Origin of the sequence: Sphingomonas taxi, from assembly GCF_000764535.1 — a bacterium.
In the GTDB taxonomy this organism is placed as follows: domain Bacteria; phylum Pseudomonadota; class Alphaproteobacteria; order Sphingomonadales; family Sphingomonadaceae; genus Sphingomonas; species Sphingomonas taxi.
In genome coordinates this window covers 465,261-485,980 of sequence record NZ_CP009571.1, presented here as the reverse complement: position 1 = coordinate 485,980, position 20,720 = coordinate 465,261, and the positions used below count along the sequence as shown (strand labels likewise).

Below are 20,720 nucleotides of genomic sequence, written 5' to 3'. Positions count from 1 at the left end.
ATAAGTCTCGGATAAGAGACGACAATCCCGCTTGTATCTGTCTGACCGCCTCGACTACCAAGGTGGCGAGCCGTGAGTCGCGGCGGCAGACAGATCGCTCGTCGAAGCGGCGCAACAGGCCGGGCGAGCCCCGGTCGGGAGGAGGTGGATGATGGCGATCGGATGCCACCCCCGGTGCGGCACGATGCGGGCGTTCGATCCGTCGCGGCCCGCGGCAGGCGCATCATCCGGCGCGCCGCTTATCCTGCACATCGGAGCCTGACATGGACATCGGACGTCGTGACCTCCTACTCTCGGCGGCGGCGCTGACCGTCGGCTCCAGCGCGATCGGGCGGGCGGCGCCGGACCGGCCGCTCGGCTACGCCATCGTCGGGCTCGGCAGCTACGGCCTCGGCGTCATCATCCCGCAATTCGCCAATTGCACGCACAGCCGCCTCGCCGCGGTGGTCAGCGGCGATGCCGCCAAGGCACAGCGCGTCGCGGCGGAGCACGGCCTGCCCGCCCGATCGGTCTATTCCTACGCCAATTTCGACACGATCCGCGACAATCCCGACGTCGACATCGTCTACGTCTGCCTGCCCAATTCGATGCACGCCGAATATACCATCCGCGCCGCCAAGGCCGGCAAGCACGTCATGTGCGAGAAGCCGATGGCGGTGTCGGTCGCCGAATGCGAGGCGATGATCGCCGCCTGCAAGAAGGCGAACCGCAAGCTGATGATCGGCTATCGCTGCCATTTCGAGCCGTTCAACCTCGAGGCGATGCGGCTCGCCCGCACCGGCGCCGCCGGCAAGATCCGCTACGTCCGTACCGAGCATGGCTTCACCCAGGGCAGCCCGTCGGCGTGGCGGCTCAAGCGCGCGCTGGCGGGCGGCGGCTCGCTGATGGACATGGGCGTCTACAGTCTGCAGGCGGCGCGCTACATGACCGGCGAGGAGCCGATCGCGGTCACCGCGCGCGAATCCACCGATCGGCGCGATCCGCGCTTCACCGAGGTGGAGGACATGATCGAATGGACGCTGGAATTTCCGTCCGGTGCGATCGCCGGCTGCCAGTCGATGTACAGCGCCAACCAGAACCATATCCTGCTGATGGGCGACAAGGGCCGGATCGAGCTGGAGCCGGCGACGCGCTATGACGGCAACCACATGTGGCTGGGGCGCGACGGCCGCGAGCGCGAGGTGACGCCGCCCGCCGGCCCCGCGAAGACGCAATTTGCCGGCCAGCTCGACCACCTCGCACAATGCGTGCGCAGCGGACGCGAACCGATCGTCTCCGGCGAGGAAGGGCTGCGTGACATGCGCATCGTCGAAGCGATCTACCGCTCGGCACGCGAAGGCCGGACGATCCGGCTGGACGGCCGCGCATGACCGGCCTGCGTCTCTGCACCGCACTGGCAATGCTGGTCGCGGCGCCGCTGGCGGCGCAGACCAGCGACCCTGCCCGCTTCGCCGCCGCCGCGGACGTGCGGACGCAGATCGCCACGATGGCCAAGGCGATGAAGCCGGGCCAGGGGTTCGCGTGGCAGCCGTTGGTGCAGGCCGACGGCCATGTCGCCGCGCTCGAGATCTGGAAGTCGCCCGGCCGTCCCGCGGTCCATCCCGCACAGGCGGAATATGTCATGGTCGTCGACGGCGCCGGTACGATGATCTCGGGCGGGACGCTCGCCGACGCCAAGCCGACCCGCCCGGATCTCACCGAGGGCAGCCGTATCGTCGGCGGGACGACGCGGACGTTGAAGCCCGGCGACGTCTTCCTCGTGCCCGCCGGCGTGCCGCATTGGTTCGGCATCACCGGCGAGCGGCTGGTCCTGCTCGGCACCAAACTGTCCACCGCCCGATGACGATCGACCCGCGGTGATCCTGCCTCGCCGTCGCAACCGATCCGCCGCAAATGCGGATCGGTTGCACCGCGCCCGCGCTATAATCTAAGAACCGTCCTCGACTGTCGCCGGTACAAGCGCGAACGGCCGAATTGCACGCACGCGATGATTTCGCAGCAGCGGCACCTGGCGCATTAACGCCTTTTAAATCCATTACTGACCAAAAGGCAGTCGTTAGCTGTCTCGCCCGCTTTAGCATCGGCCTGCCGGCAAACGGCGTTGCGGTGCTATAATTCAATGAGGCGATCGAGACATGACCACCATGACGTTGGTGCTCAATGATGACGCATGCCTGAAGACGGTCGGGGATATTGCCGATCGTCTACGGGATGCTGCGTCCGAGCATGACAGCATTTGCCTAGATCTCGCCACGGCCAGCAATATGGACCTTAGTATCTTGCAACTAATTGAGTCGGCGCGGCGAAATGCTGCGGAAGGCGGCGCGGCGGTGACGCTTGCCCAGCCCGCTTCGCCGGCGCTCGCCGCGCTGCTGGATCGCGCCGGCTTCCTGGCGGCGGCGTCGCCTGCCGACATCACCTTCTGGTTCCACGGAGAATTGCCGCAATGACCGCTTCCATCCTGACCGTCGACGATAGCGCCAGTTTGCGCATGGCGATCCGTATCGCCCTGACGGGCGCGGGCTATGCCGTGACCGAGGCGGGCGATGGCGTCGAGGGGCTCGCCAAGGCCGCGGAAACGCGGTTCGATCTGATCGTCACCGATCTCAACATGCCCAACATGGATGGGCTGACGATGATTCGCGAGTTGCGCAAGCAGCCCGAACAGGCCGGCGTGCCGATCCTGTTCCTGACGACGGAATCGGACGGCGACATCAAGGCGCAGGCGAAGGCGGCGGGCGCCACCGGCTGGCTCGTTAAGCCGTTCGTGCCCGAACAGCTCGTCAAGACCGCGCGCAAGGTGCTCGGCAGATGACCGAGGATCCCGCCGCCGCCTTCCGGGTCGAGGCCGCCGAACTGCTCGACCAGGTCGAGCAGGGGCTGCTCGACCTCGGCCATCACCTCGGCGACACCGCGTTGGTCAACGCGGTGTTCCGCGGATTGCACACGCTCAAGGGCTCGGGCGCGATGTTCGGCTTCGACGCGCTCGCCGCCTTCACCCATCATTGCGAGAGCGCCTTCGACAAGGTCCGCAAGGGCGAGGTGCCTGCGACCGAGGAGCTCGTCGCGGTGATCCTTTCGGCGGGCGATCATATGCGCGCGCTGGTCGACGGCGATCCCGATACCGGCGAAGGCGAGGCGATCCTCGCACGGCTGGCGGATGCGGTCGCCGCCGCGCAGACCGATGGCGTCGCTGTCGCGGCGCCCGCCGCGGCGCAGCGCGGCTGGAAATTGTTCTTCCGCTTGCCCGTCGATGCAATGCGCAACGGCACCAACCCGCTGACCCTGCTCGACGAACTGCGCGAGCTGGGCGCGTGCACGATCGCGGTGCGGACCGACGCGGTACCGCCGCTGCCGGTGCTGGTGCCGACCGACTGCCATCTTGGCTGGGACGTGACGCTGACCGGCGACATCAGCCGCGAGGCGATCGAGGACGTGTTCATCTTCGTGATGGACGACATGACGCTCGAGATCGAAGCGATCGAGCCGGACGCGCCGGATGCCGCGGCTGCGGAGGCGGTCGCCGCCGCGCCGGTCGACGACGAAGGCCAGCACGAGGCGAAGCTGCCCGTCAAGCCGGCGGCGGAAAGCGTCCGCGTGCCCGCCGAGCGGCTCGACCTGCTGATGGATCGCGTCGGCGAGCTGGTCATCGCGCAGAGCCGGCTGTCGCAGCTCGCGCATCAGGACGGCGGCGTCGCGCTGCGCTCGGTGTCCGAGGAGATCGAGCGGCTGTCGGGCGAATTGCGCGACACGATGATGGGGCTGCGCATGGTGCCGGTCGGCACGCTGTTCGGCCGCTTCCGCCGCCTCGTCCACGATCTGGCGCGCGACACCGGCAAGGCGATCGAGCTGGTCACCGACGGCGAGGCGACCGAGATCGACAAGACCGTCGTCGAACGCCTGTTCGATCCGCTCGTCCATATCGTCCGCAACAGCTGCGACCATGGCCTGGAGACGGCGGATGTCCGCGCCGCCGCGGGCAAGCCCGCCACCGGCACGGTCCGGCTGGCGGCGCATCAGGCCGGCGGCGAGGTGGTCATCACGATCCGCGACGATGGTCGCGGCATCGACCGCGGCCGCGTCCGCGCCAAGGCGGAGGCGAACGGTCTCGTCCAGCCCGGCCAGGTGCTGACCGACGGGGAATTGCTGGGTTTGATCTTCGCACCCGGCTTCTCGACCGCCGCGCAAGTTACGAACCTGTCGGGCCGCGGCGTCGGCATGGACGTCGTCAAGCGCACGATCGAGACGCTGCGCGGCACGATCGATGTCGCCTCGGTCGACGGCGAGGGTTCGACGATCACATTGCGCATCCCGCTGACGCTGGCGATCATCGACGGGCTGCTCATCCGCGTCGGCGAAGGCCGCTACGTGCTGCCGCTCGCCGCGGTCGAGGAATGCCTCGAACTCAGTCCCGGGGAGGATATCCGCTCGCGCGGGCGCAGCCTGATCAGCCTGCGCGACCGGCTGGTGCCGTTCGTCCGGCTGCGCGACCTGTTCGCCACCGGTACGGCGCCCGACCCCTATCAGAAGATCGTCGTCGTCTCGATCGGCGCGGAACGCGTCGGGCTGGTCGTCGACCAGATCATCGGCAACCACCAGACCGTCATCAAGTCGATGTCGGCGCTGCATCGCGACATCGGCTCCTTCTCGGGCGCCACCATCCTCGGCGACGGCAACGTCGCCCTCATCCTCGACATCGGCCATCTGGTCGATCTCGCCCAGCCCCGGGAGGAGCGGCTGCAGGCCGCGGGATAAGCCCATGACCGATTCCACTCCCCTCCCCTGGACCGCCGACGGCACGCTCGAGGTCCTGTCCTTCGGCGTCGGCGGCGAGACCTTCGCGATCGAGGCCGTGCTGGTGCAGGAGATCCTCGACCTGATGCCCGAGACCGCGGTGCCGGGCGCCGATCCGCTGGTCGGCCACGTCATCAACTTCCGTGGCCGCGTCATTCCCCTCGCCGATCTGCGCCGGGCGTTCGACATGGCGCCGGCGGACACCACCCGCGACAATCGCATCGTCGTGATCGAGCGGCCGGTCGGCGAGACGCTCGAACTGATCGGCCTGCGCGCCGACCGGGTCAACGAGGTGACGACCCTGTCGTCGACCGATTGCGAAGCGGCACCGGCGATCGGCATGCGCTGGCGCCGCGACCACATCCGCGGGCTCATCCAGCACCATGGCGAGATCGTCGTCCTGCCCGACCTCGACGCCATCTTCGCGACCGTCGTCCACTGACCTGCCGGCCGACAGCCGCACGATAATCACCCGGGGGGGGAGAAACCGCCATGAACGCATTCACTAATCTGTCGATACCGAAGAAGTTGATCGTCTGCTTCACGATCCTGCTGCTCTTCGCGATCGGCGCCAATACGGTCATCTACAACAAGTCCAACGACTTGAGGGCGGCGACCGAGATGAACCAGCACACGTTCGCGGTGATCGGCGCTGCCAATCGGATCCAGGAGAATGCGGTCAATCAGGAGACGGGCTATCGCGGCTATCTGCTGTCGGGCGACGCCAAATTCCTCGAACCCTATCGCAAGGGCGCGACCGATCTCGCTACCGCCTGGGACGAGGCGCGCAAACTGACCGCGGACAATCCGCGCCAGCAGGAGCGGTTGCAGAAGATCAAGACGCTGGTCGACGACTGGCACGACCGCGTCGCCGAGCGTGCCATCCACCTGATGGGCAATCCGCAGACCGTCGGCGACGCACGCCAGATCGAGATCAGCGGCGCCGGCAAGCAGGTGTTCGACAGCCTGCGCGCCGAGATCGCCGCGGTGACCGACGAGGAAAACCGGCTGATGACCGAGCGTCAGGCCAATCAGACGGTTGCATTCGCCACCATCGAACGCGCGATCTTCATCGGCACCGCGCTGACGCTGGTGCTGCTCGTCGCGATCGGTTTCAGCATGACGGTGACGATCGCGCGCCCCGTCGGCCGCGTCGCCGAGCTGCTTGGCACGCTTGCCACCCCGCTCGCGACCGATCGCCGCGACGAGGTCGGGCGGATGTTGGGCAGCGCACAGGCGGTCGAGGCGGCGTTCCGCGACATTTCGAACGTCGTTGCCGCGGTGTCGGTCGGCGACCTCTCGCAGCGGCTCGACCGCGATTATGGCGGCCTGAGCAGCGAGGTCGGCCGGTTGTTGACGACGATGACCGTCAATCTCAACGCGATGGCGACGCTTGCCGACCGCATCGCCAACGGCGACCTCACCGTCGATCACACGCCGCTGTCCGACAGGGATGTCCTCGGCCGTGCGCTGGTCACGATGATCGCGCGCCTGAGCACCGTCGTCGGCGATGCGACCGCCGCCGCCGCGAGCGTCGGCGCCGGCAGCCAGCAATTGTCCTCGGCCTCCGAACAGGTCAGCCAGGGCGCGACCGAACAGGCCGCCGCCGCAGAGGAAGCCTCGGCGTCGATGGAACAGATGGCTGCCAACATCAAACAGAATGCCGACAATGCGGCGCAGACCGAGAAGATCGCACGCCAGTCCTCGACCGAGGCGGAGCGCAGCGGCGCCGCCGTGCAGCGCGCGGTCGGCGCGATGCGGACGATCGCCGAGAAGATCGGCTTCGTGCAGGAAATCGCCCGTCAGACCGATTTGCTCGCGCTGAATGCGGCAGTCGAGGCGGCGCGGGCCGGCGATCACGGCAAGGGCTTCGCGGTCGTCGCCGCCGAGGTGCGCAAGCTCGCCGAGCGCAGCCAGGCCGCCGCGACCGAGATCAGCGCGATGTCCACGGACACAGTCGGCGCCGCCACCGAGGCGGGCGACATGCTGATCCGCCTCGTCCCCGACATCCGCCGCACCGCCGAGCTGGTCGCCGAGATCAGCGCCGCTTGCCGCGAACAGGACATCGGCGCCGCGCAGATCAATCAGGCGATCCAGCAGCTCGATCAGGTCACGCAGCAGAACGCCTCGGCGTCCGAGCAGATCTCGTCGACCTCCGATTCGCTCGCCGATCAGGCGGAGGAATTGCAGCAGAGCATCGCCTTCTTCCGTCTTGCCGACGCGGATCACGTCGGTCCCGCGCAACCGGCGCGCAAGGCGATCGCCGCCACCGCTTCGACGCGTCGCCGCGTGCCGATCAAAGGCACGAAGAGTGCCAGCCTGACCAAGGCGAAGCCGGGGACGATCGCCGACCAGCAGTCGCGCGTGCGCGGCTATGCGCTCGACCTCAACACCGGCGGCCCGGATGCCGAGGACGCCGACTTCGGCCGCGCAGCCTGACCGGGATCGGATGGCATTTCGATCGCCATCCGATCCACCACCGGCGTCACGACGCCCCCCATTCGACGCGCGACGCAGCGCCTCCGACCTCTAGGATTTTCCCATGCGAGCCACGATCAAGATGAAGCTGGGGATCGCCTTTGCGATCCTGACCGCGATGTTGCTGATGGTGATCGGCCTCGGCATCGCCAAGTCGAACACCCTCAACGACGCGATCACCGACGTCATCGCCGGTCCGGCCAAGCAGCTCCAGACGGCGCAGCAGGTCGAGACCCATCTCGGCTACATGCTGTCGAACCAGAAGGCGCTCGCGCTCAACACCGATCAGCAGATCATGGCCGGCTACAATATCGACACCGCTCGCCGGGTGCGTCAGTTCGAGACCTTGCTTGCCGATGGCGAGAGCCGAGCGGCGGCGGACGACAAGCCGTTGTGGCGCCAGGTGCGGCAGGATTGGGAAGCCCTGAAGCCCGTCTACGAGCGGATCAGCGCCCTCGGCACCGCGAACGATAACGCCAAGGCGGGTGAACTCACCGAAACCGAACAGAAGAAGATGGTCGAGGCGATCACACGCGATGTCAGCGCCATCGTCGATCGGCAGAGCGCGCACATGCACGAGGCGGACGAAGAGACCAACGTGCTTTATGCCGACGCGCGCAACCTGCTGATCGGCGTCGGCGTCGCCGCGACGCTGCTCGCGGCGGCCTGCGCGGTCTGGATTTCGACCCTGGTGTCGCGCGGCCTGAAGCGGATCGGCGCGGCGATCGACGCGGTGGCGATCGGCGATCTCGACCATGATATCGCCGCGACCAACAACGACGAGATCAAGGATCTGGTCGACACCGTCAATCGCATGACGATCAACCTGCGGCAGAGCGCGCAGCTCGCCCAGTCGGTGTCGACCGGCGATCTCACCATCGATCACAAGCCACTGTCCGACAAGGATACGCTCGGCCATGCCTTGGTCACGATGATCGAGAAGCTGCGCTCCGTCGTCGGCGATGCGACGCAGGCCTCGGCCAGCGTCGCCGCGGGCAGCCAGCAATTGTCCTCGGCCTCCGAGCAGGTCAGCCAGGGCGCGACCGAACAGGCCGCCGCCGCCGAGGAAGCCTCGGCGTCGATGGAACAGATGGCCGCGAACATCAAACAGAATGCCGACAATGCCGCGCAGACCGAGAAGATTGCGCGCCAGTCCTCGACCGAGGCGGAGCGCAGCGGCGCCGCCGTGCAGCGTGCGGTCGGTGCGATGCGGACGATCGCCGAAAAGATCGGCTTCGTGCAGGAAATCGCCCGTCAGACCGATCTGCTCGCGCTCAACGCGGCGGTCGAGGCGGCGCGGGCCGGCGATCACGGCAAGGGCTTCGCGGTCGTCGCCGCCGAGGTGCGCAAGCTCGCCGAGCGCAGCCAAGCCGCCGCGACCGAGATCAGCGCGATGTCCTCGGACACGGTCGGCGCGGCGACCGAAGCGGGCGACATGCTGATCCGGCTGGTTCCGGACATCCGCCGTACCGCCGAGCTGGTCGCCGAGATCAGCGCCGCCTGCCGCGAACAGGACATCGGCGCATCGCAGATCAACCAGGCGATCCAGCAGCTCGATCAGGTCACGCAGCAGAACGCCTCGGCGTCCGAGCAGATCTCGTCGACCTCGGAAGCGCTGTCCGATCAGGCGGAGGAACTGGAGCACAGCATCGCCTTCTTCCGGCTCGCCGACGATCGGCGGGACAGCGCCCCGCAGACGCGACGCGTCGCGACGACCGCCGTGGTGCGTCGTGCCGACGTCAAGGGAACCAAAATGGCCAGATTGTCGAAGCCCAAGCCCGGGACGATCACCGATCAGCAGACGCGCGTGCGCGGCTTCGCGCTCGATCTGGCCAACGGCGGTCCGGATGCGGAAGACGCCGATTTCGGACGCGCGGCATGAGCGGCGGTGACGGCACGCTGCAGACGATCGTCTTCGGCATCGGCGACGAACTGTTCGCCCTGCCGATCGGCGTGGTCCGCGAAATCCTCGATCACGGCCCGGCGTTCCGCGTCCCCAATGCGCCCGACTGGCTGATCGGCCTATGCGACGTACGCGGCCTGTCGGTGCCGATGGTCGATTTCCGCATCTGCCTCGGCCTGCCCAGCGTCGCGGTGACGCCGGCGACGCGCGTGCTGGTGGTCGAATCGGACACCGGCGGCGAGCGCCCGCTCGTCATCGGGCTGGTCGTCGACCGGGTGCTCGACGTCAGCACCTGGTCGCGCGAGGCGATCGAGCCACTCCCCGACACCGGCACCGCCTGGCATTCGCGCCATGTCGTCAGCGTGCTGCGCCGCGACGGCGGCTTCGTCGGCCTGCTCGAACTCGACGGCGTCCTGGCCGGTATGGCGCAGATCCTCGCCCAGTCGGGCGCGGCGCCCCCGGTCGCGGCGGTCTCGTGAGCGATTTAAGCTATGACCGGATCGTCGAGGATCTGCTGTCGGCGCGCGATTTCGCCCGCATCTCCGCTTATGTGACGGAGGTGTCGGGCATCAAGATGCCGTCGAACAAATCCTCGATGCTCAGCGGCCGGCTGCGCCGCCGGGTGCGGGCGACCGGCCACGAGACGCTCGCCGATTATTGCAACTGGCTGTTCGAGGAGGGCGGCATGGCGGTGGAAGCCGAGCATCTGATCAACGCGGTGACCACCAACAAGACCGATTTCTTCCGCGAGCCCGGCCATTTCGACTATCTCACCGGCACGCTGCTGCCGGCGCTGGTGGCGGAGGGACGCAACCGTCTGCGCGTGTGGAGCGCCGGCTGCTCGACCGGCGCGGAGCCTTATACGCTGGCGATGCTGCTCGACGCCTTCGCGCAGGAGCGCGGCGGGCCGGATTTCGGCATCCTCGCCACCGACCTTGATACCGACGTGCTGGCAGTCGCGCGGCGCGGCATCTTCCCGCGCGCCGCGGTCGAGCCGGTGCCGCCATTGCTCCAGCAACGCTACGTGCTGCGCCCGACCGCGCCGGGCCGCGACGAGGTGCGCATCGCCCCGGCGCTGCGCGCGGCGATCGGCTTCGCAGCGCTCAACCTGATGGACGATCATTATCCCGTCGGTGCGCCGATGGACATGATCTTCTGCCGCAACGTGCTGATCTACTTCGATCGCGAGACGCAGGAGAAGGTCGTGCGGCGGCTGCTCGCCAATCTGCGCTCGGGCGGCCATCTGTTCCTCGGTCATTCGGAATCGATCGCCGACCTCGACCTTCCGCTCACTTTGGTGGGCAACACCATCTTCAGGCGCCACTGACATGCCGGCCAAGCCCGTCCGCGTCCTGATCATCGACGACAGCGCCAGCGTGCGCCAGGCGATGACCCAGATCCTCTCCGCCGATCCGCAGATCGAGGTGATCGCCGCCGCCGCCGATCCCTTCGCCGCGGCGCGCTACATCCAGGCCGAGGTGCCCGACGTCATCACCCTCGACGTCGAGATGCCGCGGATGGACGGCATCACCTTCCTGCGCCGGATGATGGCGCAATGCCCGACGCCGGTCGTCATGTGCTCGTCGCTGGTCGAGGAAGGCTCGGAGACGTTGCTGCAGGCGCTCGAGGCGGGTGCGGTCGACGTCATCCTCAAGCCGCGCGTCGGCGTCGCCGATCATCTGGTCGAGGCGCATCTGCATATCTGCGAGACGGTGAAGGGCGCCGCCAAGGCGCGGCTCGGCCGCCGCCAACCGGCCAGCGCGGCACCGCAGCAGCGGCTGACCGCCGACGCGGTGCTGCCGCCACCCAGCGGCCGCGCGATGAGCCGCACCACCGAGATGGTGGTGTGCATCGGCGCCTCGACCGGCGGGACCGAGGCGCTGCGCGAGGTGTTGACCGCGCTGCCCGCCAATTCGCCGGGCATCGTCGTCGTCCAGCACATGCCGGAAAGCTTCACCCGCGCCTTCGCCAAGCGGCTCGACGGCATGTGCGAGGTCGACGTCAAGGAGGCCGAGGACGGCGACACGGTGATGCGCGGCCGGGTGCTGATCGCGCCGGGCGGCCTGCGCCACATGATGCTCGAACGCCAGGGCGCCCGCTATGTCGCCGCAGTTCGCGAGGGGCCTCTGGTGTCGCGGCACCGGCCGTCGGTCGACGTGCTGTTCCGCTCCGCCGCACGTAACGCCGGATCGAACGCGGTCGGCATCATCATGACCGGCATGGGCGACGACGGCGCGCGCGGGCTGCTCGAGATGAAACAGGCGGGCGCCCGCACGCTGGCGCAGGACGAGGCGACCTCGATCGTCTTCGGCATGCCCAAGGAAGCGATCGCCCGTGGCGCGGCGGATCGCGTCGTGCCGCTCGGCGCGATCGCCCGTGAACTGCTGCTCGCCGCCGCACGATAATTAGGACAAGACGATGCTTCAGGACAGCAACGCGTTGGTCGTGGTCGAACCGGCGGAATGCCCGATGCGGCGGGGGCTGGCGCAGCTCGCCGCCAATCTCGACACGCGCTTCCTGCGTGCGGGCACGACGCTCGCCGATGCGATCGGGATGATCGACCGGATCGTCGGCGGGCTCGACACGATCGTCGATGCGCTCGACGCCAGCAACGCCGGCGCCGCCGCCGCCGATCTCGCCGAGGTCGCCGCGCGCATCACCGCTTTGCCCGCCACGCTCGCCGGGCGCACCGGCCGGGTCAAGACGATCGCCGCGATTGCCGCGTTGCTGCGCCAGCATGTGCTCGACATGCATCGCTCGCTACGCGTGCTCGGCATCTACGGCATGAACATCAAGATCGCCGCCTCGGGCGAGCCGCAATTCGTCGGCTTCGTCAACGGCATGAACGGCAAGCTCGCCGCCGGCGAGACGCTGCTGACCGAGGTGATCAGCAAGCTCAAGGAACTGGAGACGGGGCTCGCCAGCGTCCAGCAGGTCGATCGCCTGCTCACCGCCGAATGCGTCAAGGCGGTGCCGGCGGTGCCGCAGCGCCTCGCCGCGGACGCCGCCGCGCTCGGCGTCCACCTCCAGGGCGCCGCGCAGCTCGCCCGCCGCGTCGCCGCGATCGCGCGCAGCATCCAGACCAAGGTGGCGGTGCTGCTCGGCGCGCTGCAGGTCGGCGACAGCACCCGTCAGCGGCTGGAACACGTCGTCGCCGCGCTGCAACTGGTCGAATCGCACGGCTGCGGCCCGGGGGCGGCGGCGCATGTCGATCGCCTGCTCGCCGCACAGCTCGACGCCGTCGTTCATGACTTCGGCCGCGAGACGGGCGCGCTGGTCGACTCGCTGGACGCGCTGATCCCCGATGGCCGCGCCTTGCTCGACCTGATCGCCGAACAGGCCGGCGAGGACAATCGCGGCTTCCTCACCCGGCTGGAGGAGAGCGTCACCGGCATGGACCGGATCATCGTCCAGCTGCAATCGGCACATCGGCAGGCGGAGGGGATGACCGGGCTGATCGATGCGACCGTCACCGAGCTGACGCAGCGCGTCGGCCGGCTGAGCGCGATCCGCACCGACGTACAGGATATCGCCACCAACACCCGCCTGCTCTGCCGCCGGCATGGCACCGTCGGTCGGGCCGTCGCGGTCGTCGCGCAGGAGGTGGATGCCTATGCGCGCGACCTCGGCGCGACGACGATCGACGTCGGCCATACGATCGGGCGGCTCGGCGATGCCGAGGTGTCGCTGGCGCTGAGCAATGACGAGCCGGATGTCGCGACGATGCTCGCCCGCGCGCTCCTCGTCATCCGCGAGGCGTGCCGCCGGACCGATCAGGTCGTGCTGCAGGGTGGCGACGATGCGCAGCGGCTGGTCGAGCTCGTCGAGGCGACCGCGGTCGACCTCGCGCAGGAGCTGGCGCTGGCCGGCACGATGGAAGAGGCGTCGGCGATCCTGGCGGAACGCGCCGGCGACCTGCCCACGCTGACGGAAGACGACGAAGGCGCGTTGCACGCCGTCCTGCCCGCCATCGCCAAGCTCTACACGATGGCCGCGGAGCGCGACGTCCACGCCCGTTTCCTGCTGCCCGGCATGGCGCCGACGGCGCATGCGGCCAACGACGATGACGACGACGACGGACTGTTCTGAGCCGCCTCGGCGCGGACCGTCACCGGCCTGACCCAATCCGCGGCTAGCCCGCCGCGGATGATGCTCCTCCGCCTGCTGCCCGCCCTGTTCCTGTTCGCCGCACCCGCACCGCTCGCCGCGCGGCCGGTACTCACCGTCGAGCGCGTCGTCGTACTGATGCGGCACGGCGTGCGTGCGCCGATCGACGGCGAGGCGCCGGAGGGGACGCGCACTGCGGCGCCATGGCCGCATTGGCCCGTGCCGGCCGAGCATCTGACGCCGCATGGCGCGCGGGCGATGACGATCCTCGGCGCGGAAGATCGCCGCGCATTGATTGCCGCCGGGCTGTTGCCGCGCGTCGGCTGTCCTGCCCCGCGCACGGTGCGCATCCACGCCAACACCGCCGAGCGCACGATCGCCAGCGGAACCGCCTTCGCCGCTGGCCTCGCGCCGGGCTGCACGATCCCGGTGGATCACCTCGCGCCCGATCGCGCCGATCCGCTGTTCGAGCCGCTGCGCGCCGGTGCGACCCGGTTCGACCCGGCGACCGCGATCGCCGACATCCAGCATTATACCGGCGGCGTCGACGCGCTCGCCCGCCGCCATGCCGCAGCGATCGCGCAACTCGACATGCTGCTGGGTTGCGCCGCGCCGCAGGGATGCAGCCCGGTTACGCCCTCGCGCATCGTTGCGTCGGCCGACGGCCGGGGCATCGAGCTGAGCGGGCCGATCCGCACCACCTCGGGCACGGCGCAGGTGCTCCTGCTGCAATATGCCGAAGGGCTCGACCCGCGCGGCTGGCCCCGGATCGACGCGGCCGCGCTCCGTCGGGTCGGCGCGCTCCACGCCGCGCTGTTCGACGTCTTCACCCGTCCGCCCTATATGGCCGCGCATCAGGCCGCGGTCCTCGGCCGTCGCATGCTCGCAGGGCTGACCGGCGCCGATGCCCCTCCGGTCGACATATTGGTCGGCCACGACACCAACGTCACCTCGCTTGCCGCCGTCCTGCACGTCCCGCTGCGCGCGCCGGGCTATGCCGAGGGCGATGTCGCCCCCGGCGGCGCGATCTGGCTCGAACGGTTGTACGATCCCTCGCGCAAGCGGCGATACGTCCGGGCCTCCTACCGAACGCAATCACCCGATGATCTGCGCCGCCTGTCGCCGAGGGTGACGGTCACGCCGCTGCCGATCCCCGGCTGCGGCGTGACCGGTCTATGCGAACTCGCGACCTTCGACCGGATGATCCGTCGCCGTCTCGCCGCGGTTCAATAAGCCGCGGTGAAGCGGCCGCGGCTGTGCTGCGGCCGTTCGAGCTCATCGACCATCGCGATCGCGAAATCCGCGAAGCTGATCCTGCTCTCGCCATTCGCATCGACGACGAGCTGATCGCCGCCGGTGCGATACCGGCCGGTCCGCGGCCCTTCAAAGATCTGCGCCGCCGGCGAGAAGAAGGTCCAGTTGACCTCTTGCTCGTCCCGCAACGCGTCGAGGAAGGCGATCCCGCCGGCAGCGAACGGCTTCCATTCCTCCGGAAAGTCCGGTGTGTCGAACAGCCGCTGACCCGGTGCGACCTCAAGGCTCGCGGCACCACCGGTGACCAGCAATCGCGGCACGCCCGCCCGCTTGACCGCCGCCAGCAACGTGTCCGCCGTGACGTCGAAATGCAGCGCGCTGATCACCGCATCGCTGCCGCGGATCAGCTCGGCGAGCGCCGCCGGGTCGGACGCGTCGCCCGCCACCGCCTCGATCCCCTCCGCCTGCGGGATCGCCGCCGGGTTTCGGGCGATGCCCCGCACTTTGTGGCCGCGCGCGGCGAGCTCCGTGGCGATCTCCGACCCGGCGTGACCGCTCGCACCCAATACCGCTATCTGCATGTCGCACCTCCATTGGTTTCCATCGGTGACCAACATCGCTAGAGGTGACCCATGAAGCAAGACGGCACTTTCGACTCCCTTGGTCACTTGGGCGAAACCGCCACCGGACGCGGCGACGCCTATGCGCGCGACTGCCCGACGCGCCAGTTGCTCGATCGGATCGGCGACAAATGGAGCGTGCTGATCCTGCTGCTGCTCGGCGACCGGGAATTGCGCTTCGGCCAGCTCAAGCAGCGGATCGGCGGTATCTCGCAGAAGATGCTGAGCCAGACGCTGCGCGCGCTCGAACGCGACGGGCTGGTGACGCGCCACGTCGTCGCGACGGTGCCGGTCAGCGTCAGCTATCGCGTCACCCCGCTCGGCCGCGACCTGCTCGCCGCGCTGCGGCTGATGATCGACTGGGCGGAGACGCGCATGCCCGAGGTGGCGGCGGCGCAGGGTCGCTACGACACGCGCGCCGCGGCGGATCCCGCATCGTCCGTCCTCCCGGCGCGTTGATCCGCGATGGCCGTCTTCTTCACCGCCGACACGCATTTCGGTGATCATCGCACGATTAACATCCAGCACCGGCCGTTCGCGGACACCGCGACGATGGACGCGACGCTCATCGCGCGCTGGAACGCGCGCGTCGCGCCGGACGATATCGTCTGGCATCTTGGCGACGTCGCCCGCCGGGCCGGCGATGTCGCCGGGCTGCTCGACCGGCTGCACGGCAGCAAGCATCTGCTCGCCGGCAACAACGATCCCGACGGTACCCGCGTCGTCGCCGGCTGGGCGAGCGTCGGCGATTATGCCGAGCTGTCGCTCGACGGCCACGCGCTCGTTCTCTGCCATTATCCTTTCCGCAGCTGGAACGGCCAGCATCGCCGCGCGATCAACCTGCACGGCCATAGCCACGGCCGGCTGAAACCGATGCCGCGCCAGTTCGACGTCGGCGTCGACGCCCGCGATTTCGCGCCGGTCACGCTCGCCGAATTGCTGGCCCCGATGCCGCCGGCCGCTCATTGAGCAGCAGCAACGCCAAGGATATCATCATGACCGACCAACCGGACGACGCCACCGACCGCCTCGATGCCGACGACACCGCCGGCAAGACGACCCGCGCCGTCGAGGAATCGGGCAGCAGCGGCACCGACGATAAGCACGTCGGCAAGGCGCAGGAGGATCTCGACGCGGACGACCTGAAGGGCTTCGTCAAGGACCCCCTCGAACAATGACGGATCGCGACACCTTCGGACAGGATGCCGGCCGGCGCGACGGCGCTGCCGGCAACCGCCCGTTGATCCGGCGGGTGATCATCGTGATGATCGCCTTCCTCGCCGTATCGATGGCCGGCATGCTGGCGCTCGGCATCGCGCTTTACCGGAGTTGAGCGCCGTCGCGGTTCAGTCCGCGTCGGGCATCATCCGGGCGGACAGGTCCATCAGGTTGCGCGCCGCGTCGCGATCGGCCTCCTCCTCGAAGACCGCGTCGAGCGCCGGCGCCGCGTCCAGCATGTAGAGCAAGGTCCACAACGCGAACCGCCGCGCCCGGTCGCGCTCGAGGCCGAGATCGACCCTCATATGCTCGATCCCGGCGGCGATCGCCTCAGGCGGCACCGTTGCCAGTTGGTCGGTGCCGAAATAGCGGCGCATCTGGTCGTCGAGGTCCATCGCCGAGCCTCCTAGCGGCGGATCATCCGGCGGCAAGCCCGCAAGGGTCGCGGCTCATCCTTCCTCCGCCGGATTGTCACGCCAGATCCGCTCGGCGAGCAGCGTGGCGAAGCCGAGCCACGCGACGAACGGCACGCCGACCGCCGCCGCCGGCCTGTCCACGCGTGCGGCGGTCGCGACATAGGCGGCACCCGATGCGACCATCGTACCCGATGCCGCCGCACTCGCGCCGAGCTTCTTCTCGCGGAAGAACAAGTGCGTCCAGCCGCCGACCATTGCGGTGTTGAGCAGCCAGAGCCCGACCGCGGCATTGCGCGCCGGCCCCGCCGGTCGTCGCAGCAGACGATAGCCGCCGACCGCCAGGCCGGTCTCCAGCACCGGCCAGACCGCGCCGAAGGCCGCATCGGGCGGGGTGAAGCCGGGCTTGTCGAGCCGGCGATACCAGCGCCGGATGGCGGCGTGCGACGGATCGGGCGCGTTGCGCCGCCCGAGCACCGCACTCGCCCCCAGCACGACGCCGACCGCGCCGATCGCGAGCAGCGGCGACAGCCCGCCCGCCGCCGGCGCCGCGACGCCGGATGGCGCCGGTTCCGAGGCGACGATCGTCACATCGGTCGGGATGGCGTCATCGTAGCGGGACAGATCGGGCTCCTTCGGGCCGCCCCCGAACATTTTGCCCATCGCCTTTTGGACGATGGGCCGGCTTGCCGCCGCGAGCGCGCCATGGAGCAGGCGGATGGCGAGCCGGCTCTGCGGGTTCATCAGCCGCGGTGCGATCTTGGGAACGCCCTGCGCGTCCTCGACCATCGGGCGCATCGCCTGCTCATAGGAGTCGAACGCCGCGGCGACATCGTCGTGCCGCGCCAGCTCCGCCGCCAGCACATAGGCGCCGGTGATCGCCAGCGTCGTGCCGATCCCGGCGATCGGCGTCGCGCACCATGCGGCGTCGCCGGTCAGCACCACCCTGCCCTTCGACCAGCGCTTCATCCGCACCTGACGCAGCACGTCGAAATAGAAATCGTCCGTCGTCGCCATGCCGTCGAGCACGCGGTCGGTCTGCCAGCCGGCTTCGGCGAACCGCTCGCGCAGCCACGCCTTCTGGCGGTCCGTGCTCCAATCCTGCTCGCCGCCCGGCTGCTGCTGTACCGACAGCATCGCGCGGGTGGTGCCGTAACGGTCGGGCCGCAGCGACACGCTGCGCCCGCCGGTCGCATTGTACCACCGCCACAATTGCCCGTCGTCCTGGGTTCGCGGGATCGTGAAATAGGCGATCGTCAGATCCATCCAGCGCGGCGCATTCTCGTTCGCGAAGACGTGTGAGCGGGTCGCCGACCCGACGCCCTCGGCGACGATGACCGCATCGTATCGCGCGGTGCGTCCGCTGGCGAAGGTGACCACCGCCGCCGCGTCATCCTCGTCGATCGCCGCCACGCTGTCGCCGAAGCGATAGGTGGCACGCGCGGCAGCGGGTTCGTAGACCAAGCGGGCGAGATCGCCGCGCAGGATCTCCATTTCGGCAGTGGGGCCGTCGGCCCCGAACTCGGCGGTGATGAACTGCGCGGCGACGCTGCCGTCGCTTTTGACCCATGCGGTGCCTTCCTCGCCGGTACCATGATCGAGCGCCGCCTGTTCCAGTCCCATGCGCCGCAGCACCTCGCGGCCGACGCCGCGCACGTCGATATTCTGGCCGCCGTCGCGAAACGCCGGTGCGCGTTCGACCACCTCGACATCGAAGCCGGCACGGCCGAGCCACCACGCCGCGGTATTGCCGGCGACGCTGGCACCGGTGATCAGGATACGGCGGGACATGGCGGACTCTCCTCTGCCCCGCACAACGGTCGAGCTGACGGAAGGTCGCGTTCGTTCGTACTCCGTCGGACGGCGTCGATCCCGATCGTTGTGTTCGCATCGGGCCGCCACGTCGGCCACAAGCTAATTACTCGCCCAACGTCATGGCCGTTGGAGCGATCCCGGTGACGCATCGGGACGGCAGAGCCGCCTCGAGGCGCTACAGTCGGCAACTGATTTCAGAAATTGAAACTGGCCCCGGCACTGAAATTCCGGCCGACGAGGCCTGCATAATGCCAGCTGCTGAGATAGTTCGGATTGCTGGCATAGGCGCCCGATGCCAGCGGCGCGCGGGCATCGGTCAGGTTCTGCACGTTGAAGAAGAACCGGAACTGGTCGTTCACCTGCACGCCGGCGTTGAGGTCGACGTAGATGAACGGACGGACGTAGCATTGCTTGGCCTTGTCGCCGTCCGACGGTACGGGCGCCAGCGTATTCTCGCATGAGAGATCGATCACGCCGTTGACGGGCGCAATCTCGTCGGCCGCGACCTGCTTGATCCAATCTAAGTGGTAAGTTGTCGCGTCACGCGATAGTGCGACCCATCGGCGCGTTCGGTCGCGCCGCCCTGTACCGGTCCTTCGACTCCCTCGAAATGCTTCTTGCTGATCAGATTGACCACGCCGCCGATCGCATCCGCGCCATAGGTGGAGGATGCGCCGTCCTTCAACACCTCGATCCGGTCGACGATGCTGAACGGAATCGAATTCAGATCGACATAGGCATTGTGGCCATCGTCGTTGAGCGGGAAGTTCGCCGAGCGCAATCCGTCGATCAGCACCACGGTCGACGAGACGCCGAGGCCGCGCAGCGACACCGCGGCGCCGCCGGCCGAGAAGCCGTTGCGGAAGCCGGTCGAGATCGATCCCGCGCTGTCCGCCGATACCGAACGGATCGCGTCCTGCGCAGTGGTGATGTTCGCACGCTGGAGCGTCTCCGCGCTGAGCACGGTGACCGGCGAGATCGAGGTCGCGTTCGAATCGCGGAACAGCGTGCCGGTGACGACGATCTCCGTGCCCTGGCCGGGATCGGACGGCGCGGCCACGGTCGCGGTTTGCTGAGCGGGCGCGTCCTGCGCTGCAGCGGGATCGGCGGAAGCCGCATCCGTCGGCGCCTGTTGCGCATAAGCCGGTGCGGCGATCGCCGTCACGAGGGCGGCAGCCGATACGCCATGTCGCACGGCGCAAAACGCGGAATTCACCAATGTCACCAAGCCTACCCCTTTTGACGCTCTCGCGATCCATTTTAGGAGCGGACCACCGGGAAACGGGCTGGCTGGAAAAATAGAGGCTTCTCCGACTCTCGCGATGTCGCCGACCGTAACCACGACCAACGAGTGCCTGTCCTAAGCCGATAGGATATTGCGAGTCGTTAGCATATACACTAGGTCCACTTCGGTATGACCCGCTACGTCGACATGGAGCAGGGCATGACCGCCGCCGAGCGGCGGCTGCGGCTCTATCTGGTGTCGCGCGCCAAGCTGCTCGGGCGCGCCGTCAGACTCACCGGTGACGGGAGTATCGCGGAGGATCTGCTGCAGGACGCCTGGCTGCGCTTCGACGCCGCCGCCGCCGGTCAGGCGCAGCGTGAGACCCTGCCCTATCTACGCACCGTCGTCGACAATCTCAGCCGCGACTGGCGGCGTCGGCGTTCCGTCCAGTCGTCGCTGTTTGCCGATAACGCCGACACGCCGCCCGTCGACGTGCCAAGCCTCGATCCGTCGCCGGAAAGCCAGGCCATCGCCCGTGACGAATTGCGCGCACTGGCCGCTTTGTTCGAGACGATGCCGGTCCGGATGCGGCGGGCGGTCGAGATGCACCGGATCGAAGGCGCGACGCTGACCCAGATCGCCGAACGGCTCAGCGTGTCGGTGACGACCGCACACGGCCTCGTCGCCGAGGGCGTCGCCCGCTGCCGCAGCGCGCTGCGTCAGCCGAAATGACCGCCGCGCGGTGTTCGTCGCGCATTATTCTCCGAAAATCCCGGCCGCCACTGCGTTCCATATATAGGCTAATGCGACGCGTTCGCATCAACGGCCGGAACGTGAAATGGGGGTAAGCAAGTGCGAAGGACGGAACGGACCAGCGGCGGACTGCGGGGGCG

22 protein-coding genes and 1 pseudogene are annotated in these 20,720 nt (G+C 68.6%); 18 read left to right on the top strand and 5 right to left on the bottom strand.

Translation table 11 applies throughout. The features are described from left to right. Positions 1-263: 263 nt before the first annotated feature. From MC45_RS02140 to MC45_RS02080, 13 genes are all read left to right on the top strand, one after another. The gene (locus MC45_RS02140) at positions 264-1,370 is read left to right on the top strand and encodes a Gfo/Idh/MocA family protein (protein ID WP_038658936.1); all 1,107 of its coding nucleotides are present in this window, start codon (positions 264-266) and stop codon (positions 1,368-1,370) included. Next, positions 1,367-1,843, top strand: a complete 477-nt coding sequence (locus MC45_RS02135; protein WP_081974299.1) for a cupin domain-containing protein — start codon at positions 1,367-1,369, stop codon at positions 1,841-1,843. The genes MC45_RS02140 and MC45_RS02135 overlap by 4 nt, the downstream gene beginning before the upstream one ends. 292 nt (positions 1,844-2,135) lie before the next feature. Then, on the top strand, positions 2,136-2,450 hold the full coding sequence (locus tag MC45_RS18810) for an STAS domain-containing protein (RefSeq protein WP_038658933.1): 315 nt from the start codon (positions 2,136-2,138) through the stop codon (positions 2,448-2,450). Beyond that, positions 2,447-2,815: a response regulator gene (locus MC45_RS02125; protein WP_038658930.1), complete on the top strand. Its 369-nt coding sequence runs from the start codon at positions 2,447-2,449 to the stop codon at positions 2,813-2,815. Before MC45_RS18810 ends, MC45_RS02125 begins: the two co-directional genes overlap by 4 nt. After that, the gene (locus MC45_RS02120) at positions 2,812-4,755 is read left to right on the top strand and encodes a chemotaxis protein CheA (RefSeq protein ID WP_038658927.1); all 1,944 of its coding nucleotides are present in this window, start codon (positions 2,812-2,814) and stop codon (positions 4,753-4,755) included. Before MC45_RS02125 ends, MC45_RS02120 begins: the two co-directional genes overlap by 4 nt. Before the next feature lie 4 nt (positions 4,756-4,759). Next, entirely contained in the window at positions 4,760-5,236 is a 477-nt protein-coding gene (locus MC45_RS02115; protein WP_038658924.1) for a chemotaxis protein CheW, read from the top strand. Between the two features lie 50 nt (positions 5,237-5,286). Then, entirely contained in the window at positions 5,287-7,233 is a 1,947-nt protein-coding gene (locus MC45_RS18550; RefSeq protein ID WP_038658922.1) for a methyl-accepting chemotaxis protein, read from the top strand. 103 nt (positions 7,234-7,336) lie between these two features. Further along, entirely contained in the window at positions 7,337-9,154 is a 1,818-nt protein-coding gene (locus tag MC45_RS02105; RefSeq protein WP_038658919.1) for a methyl-accepting chemotaxis protein, read from the top strand. Further along, positions 9,151-9,654 carry a chemotaxis protein CheW gene (locus MC45_RS02100; RefSeq protein WP_038658916.1) on the top strand — a complete coding sequence of 168 codons (504 nt, stop codon included), beginning with the start codon at positions 9,151-9,153 and terminating at the stop codon, positions 9,652-9,654. The genes MC45_RS02105 and MC45_RS02100 overlap by 4 nt, the downstream gene beginning before the upstream one ends. Continuing rightward, positions 9,651-10,502, top strand: coding sequence for a CheR family methyltransferase (locus MC45_RS02095; RefSeq protein ID WP_281177478.1), 852 nt, complete (start codon positions 9,651-9,653; stop codon positions 10,500-10,502). The genes MC45_RS02100 and MC45_RS02095 overlap by 4 nt, the downstream gene beginning before the upstream one ends. A 1-nt stretch (position 10,503) precedes the next feature. Further along, entirely contained in the window at positions 10,504-11,580 is a 1,077-nt protein-coding gene (locus tag MC45_RS02090; RefSeq protein ID WP_038658913.1) for a protein-glutamate methylesterase/protein-glutamine glutaminase, read from the top strand. Positions 11,581-11,593: 13 nt separating this feature from the next. Next, the gene (locus tag MC45_RS02085; protein ID WP_038658911.1) at positions 11,594-13,264 is read left to right on the top strand and encodes a hypothetical protein; all 1,671 of its coding nucleotides are present in this window, start codon (positions 11,594-11,596) and stop codon (positions 13,262-13,264) included. Positions 13,265-13,321: 57 nt separating this feature from the next. Then, a complete protein-coding gene (locus MC45_RS02080) occupies positions 13,322-14,515 on the top strand; it encodes a histidine-type phosphatase (protein ID WP_038658908.1) in 1,194 nt (397 codons plus the stop codon). On the opposite strand, the gene MC45_RS02075 is transcribed toward MC45_RS02080, so the two are convergent. Continuing rightward, entirely contained in the window at positions 14,509-15,117 is a 609-nt protein-coding gene (locus MC45_RS02075; RefSeq protein WP_038658905.1) for an NAD(P)-dependent oxidoreductase, read from the bottom strand. The two genes, MC45_RS02080 and MC45_RS02075, sit on opposite strands and share 7 nt — an antisense overlap. A gap of 51 nt (positions 15,118-15,168) precedes the next feature. Here MC45_RS02075 and MC45_RS02070 point away from each other — a divergent pair, with 51 nt between their 5' ends. The 4 genes from MC45_RS02070 to MC45_RS19185 are packed head-to-tail and all read left to right on the top strand — an operon-like array spanning position 15,169 to position 16,489. Beyond that, positions 15,169-15,615, top strand: coding sequence for a winged helix-turn-helix transcriptional regulator (locus tag MC45_RS02070; RefSeq protein WP_052075477.1), 447 nt, complete (start codon positions 15,169-15,171; stop codon positions 15,613-15,615). Between the two features lie 6 nt (positions 15,616-15,621). Further along, complete coding sequence (locus MC45_RS02065; protein ID WP_038658899.1) at positions 15,622-16,125, top strand: metallophosphoesterase family protein; 504 nt, start codon at positions 15,622-15,624, stop codon at positions 16,123-16,125. Positions 16,126-16,151: 26 nt separating this feature from the next. Then, positions 16,152-16,334 carry a hypothetical protein gene (locus MC45_RS02060; protein ID WP_156143760.1) on the top strand — a complete coding sequence of 61 codons (183 nt, stop codon included), beginning with the start codon at positions 16,152-16,154 and terminating at the stop codon, positions 16,332-16,334. After that, positions 16,331-16,489 (top strand): hypothetical protein, encoded by a 159-nt coding sequence (locus tag MC45_RS19185; protein ID WP_156143759.1) that lies wholly within the window; start codon positions 16,331-16,333, stop codon positions 16,487-16,489. Before MC45_RS02060 ends, MC45_RS19185 begins: the two co-directional genes overlap by 4 nt. Positions 16,490-16,502: 13 nt before the next feature. Here MC45_RS19185 and MC45_RS02055 read toward each other — a convergent pair whose 3' ends face one another. The 4 genes and pseudogenes from MC45_RS02055 to MC45_RS02040 all read right to left on the bottom strand — a co-directional run. Next, positions 16,503-16,769 (bottom strand): hypothetical protein, encoded by a 267-nt coding sequence (locus MC45_RS02055; protein ID WP_038658893.1) that lies wholly within the window; start codon positions 16,767-16,769, stop codon positions 16,503-16,505. 54 nt (positions 16,770-16,823) lie between these two features. Further along, on the bottom strand, positions 16,824-18,578 hold the full coding sequence (locus MC45_RS19635; RefSeq protein WP_156143758.1) for a tryptophan-rich sensory protein: 1,755 nt from the start codon (positions 18,576-18,578) through the stop codon (positions 16,824-16,826). Positions 18,579-18,796: 218 nt separating this feature from the next. Beyond that, on the bottom strand, positions 18,797-19,075 hold the full coding sequence (locus MC45_RS02045) for a TonB-dependent receptor (protein WP_038658889.1): 279 nt from the start codon (positions 19,073-19,075) through the stop codon (positions 18,797-18,799). Positions 19,076-19,140: 65 nt separating this feature from the next. Then, positions 19,141-19,818, bottom strand: a pseudogene (locus MC45_RS02040) (TonB-dependent receptor plug domain-containing protein); the annotation flags it as partial. A gap of 198 nt (positions 19,819-20,016) precedes the next feature. On the opposite strand from MC45_RS02040, the gene MC45_RS02035 reads away from it, so the two are divergent. Further along, positions 20,017-20,559 carry a sigma-70 family RNA polymerase sigma factor gene (locus MC45_RS02035; protein WP_052075476.1) on the top strand — a complete coding sequence of 181 codons (543 nt, stop codon included), beginning with the start codon at positions 20,017-20,019 and terminating at the stop codon, positions 20,557-20,559. Positions 20,560-20,720: the final 161 nt, after the last annotated feature.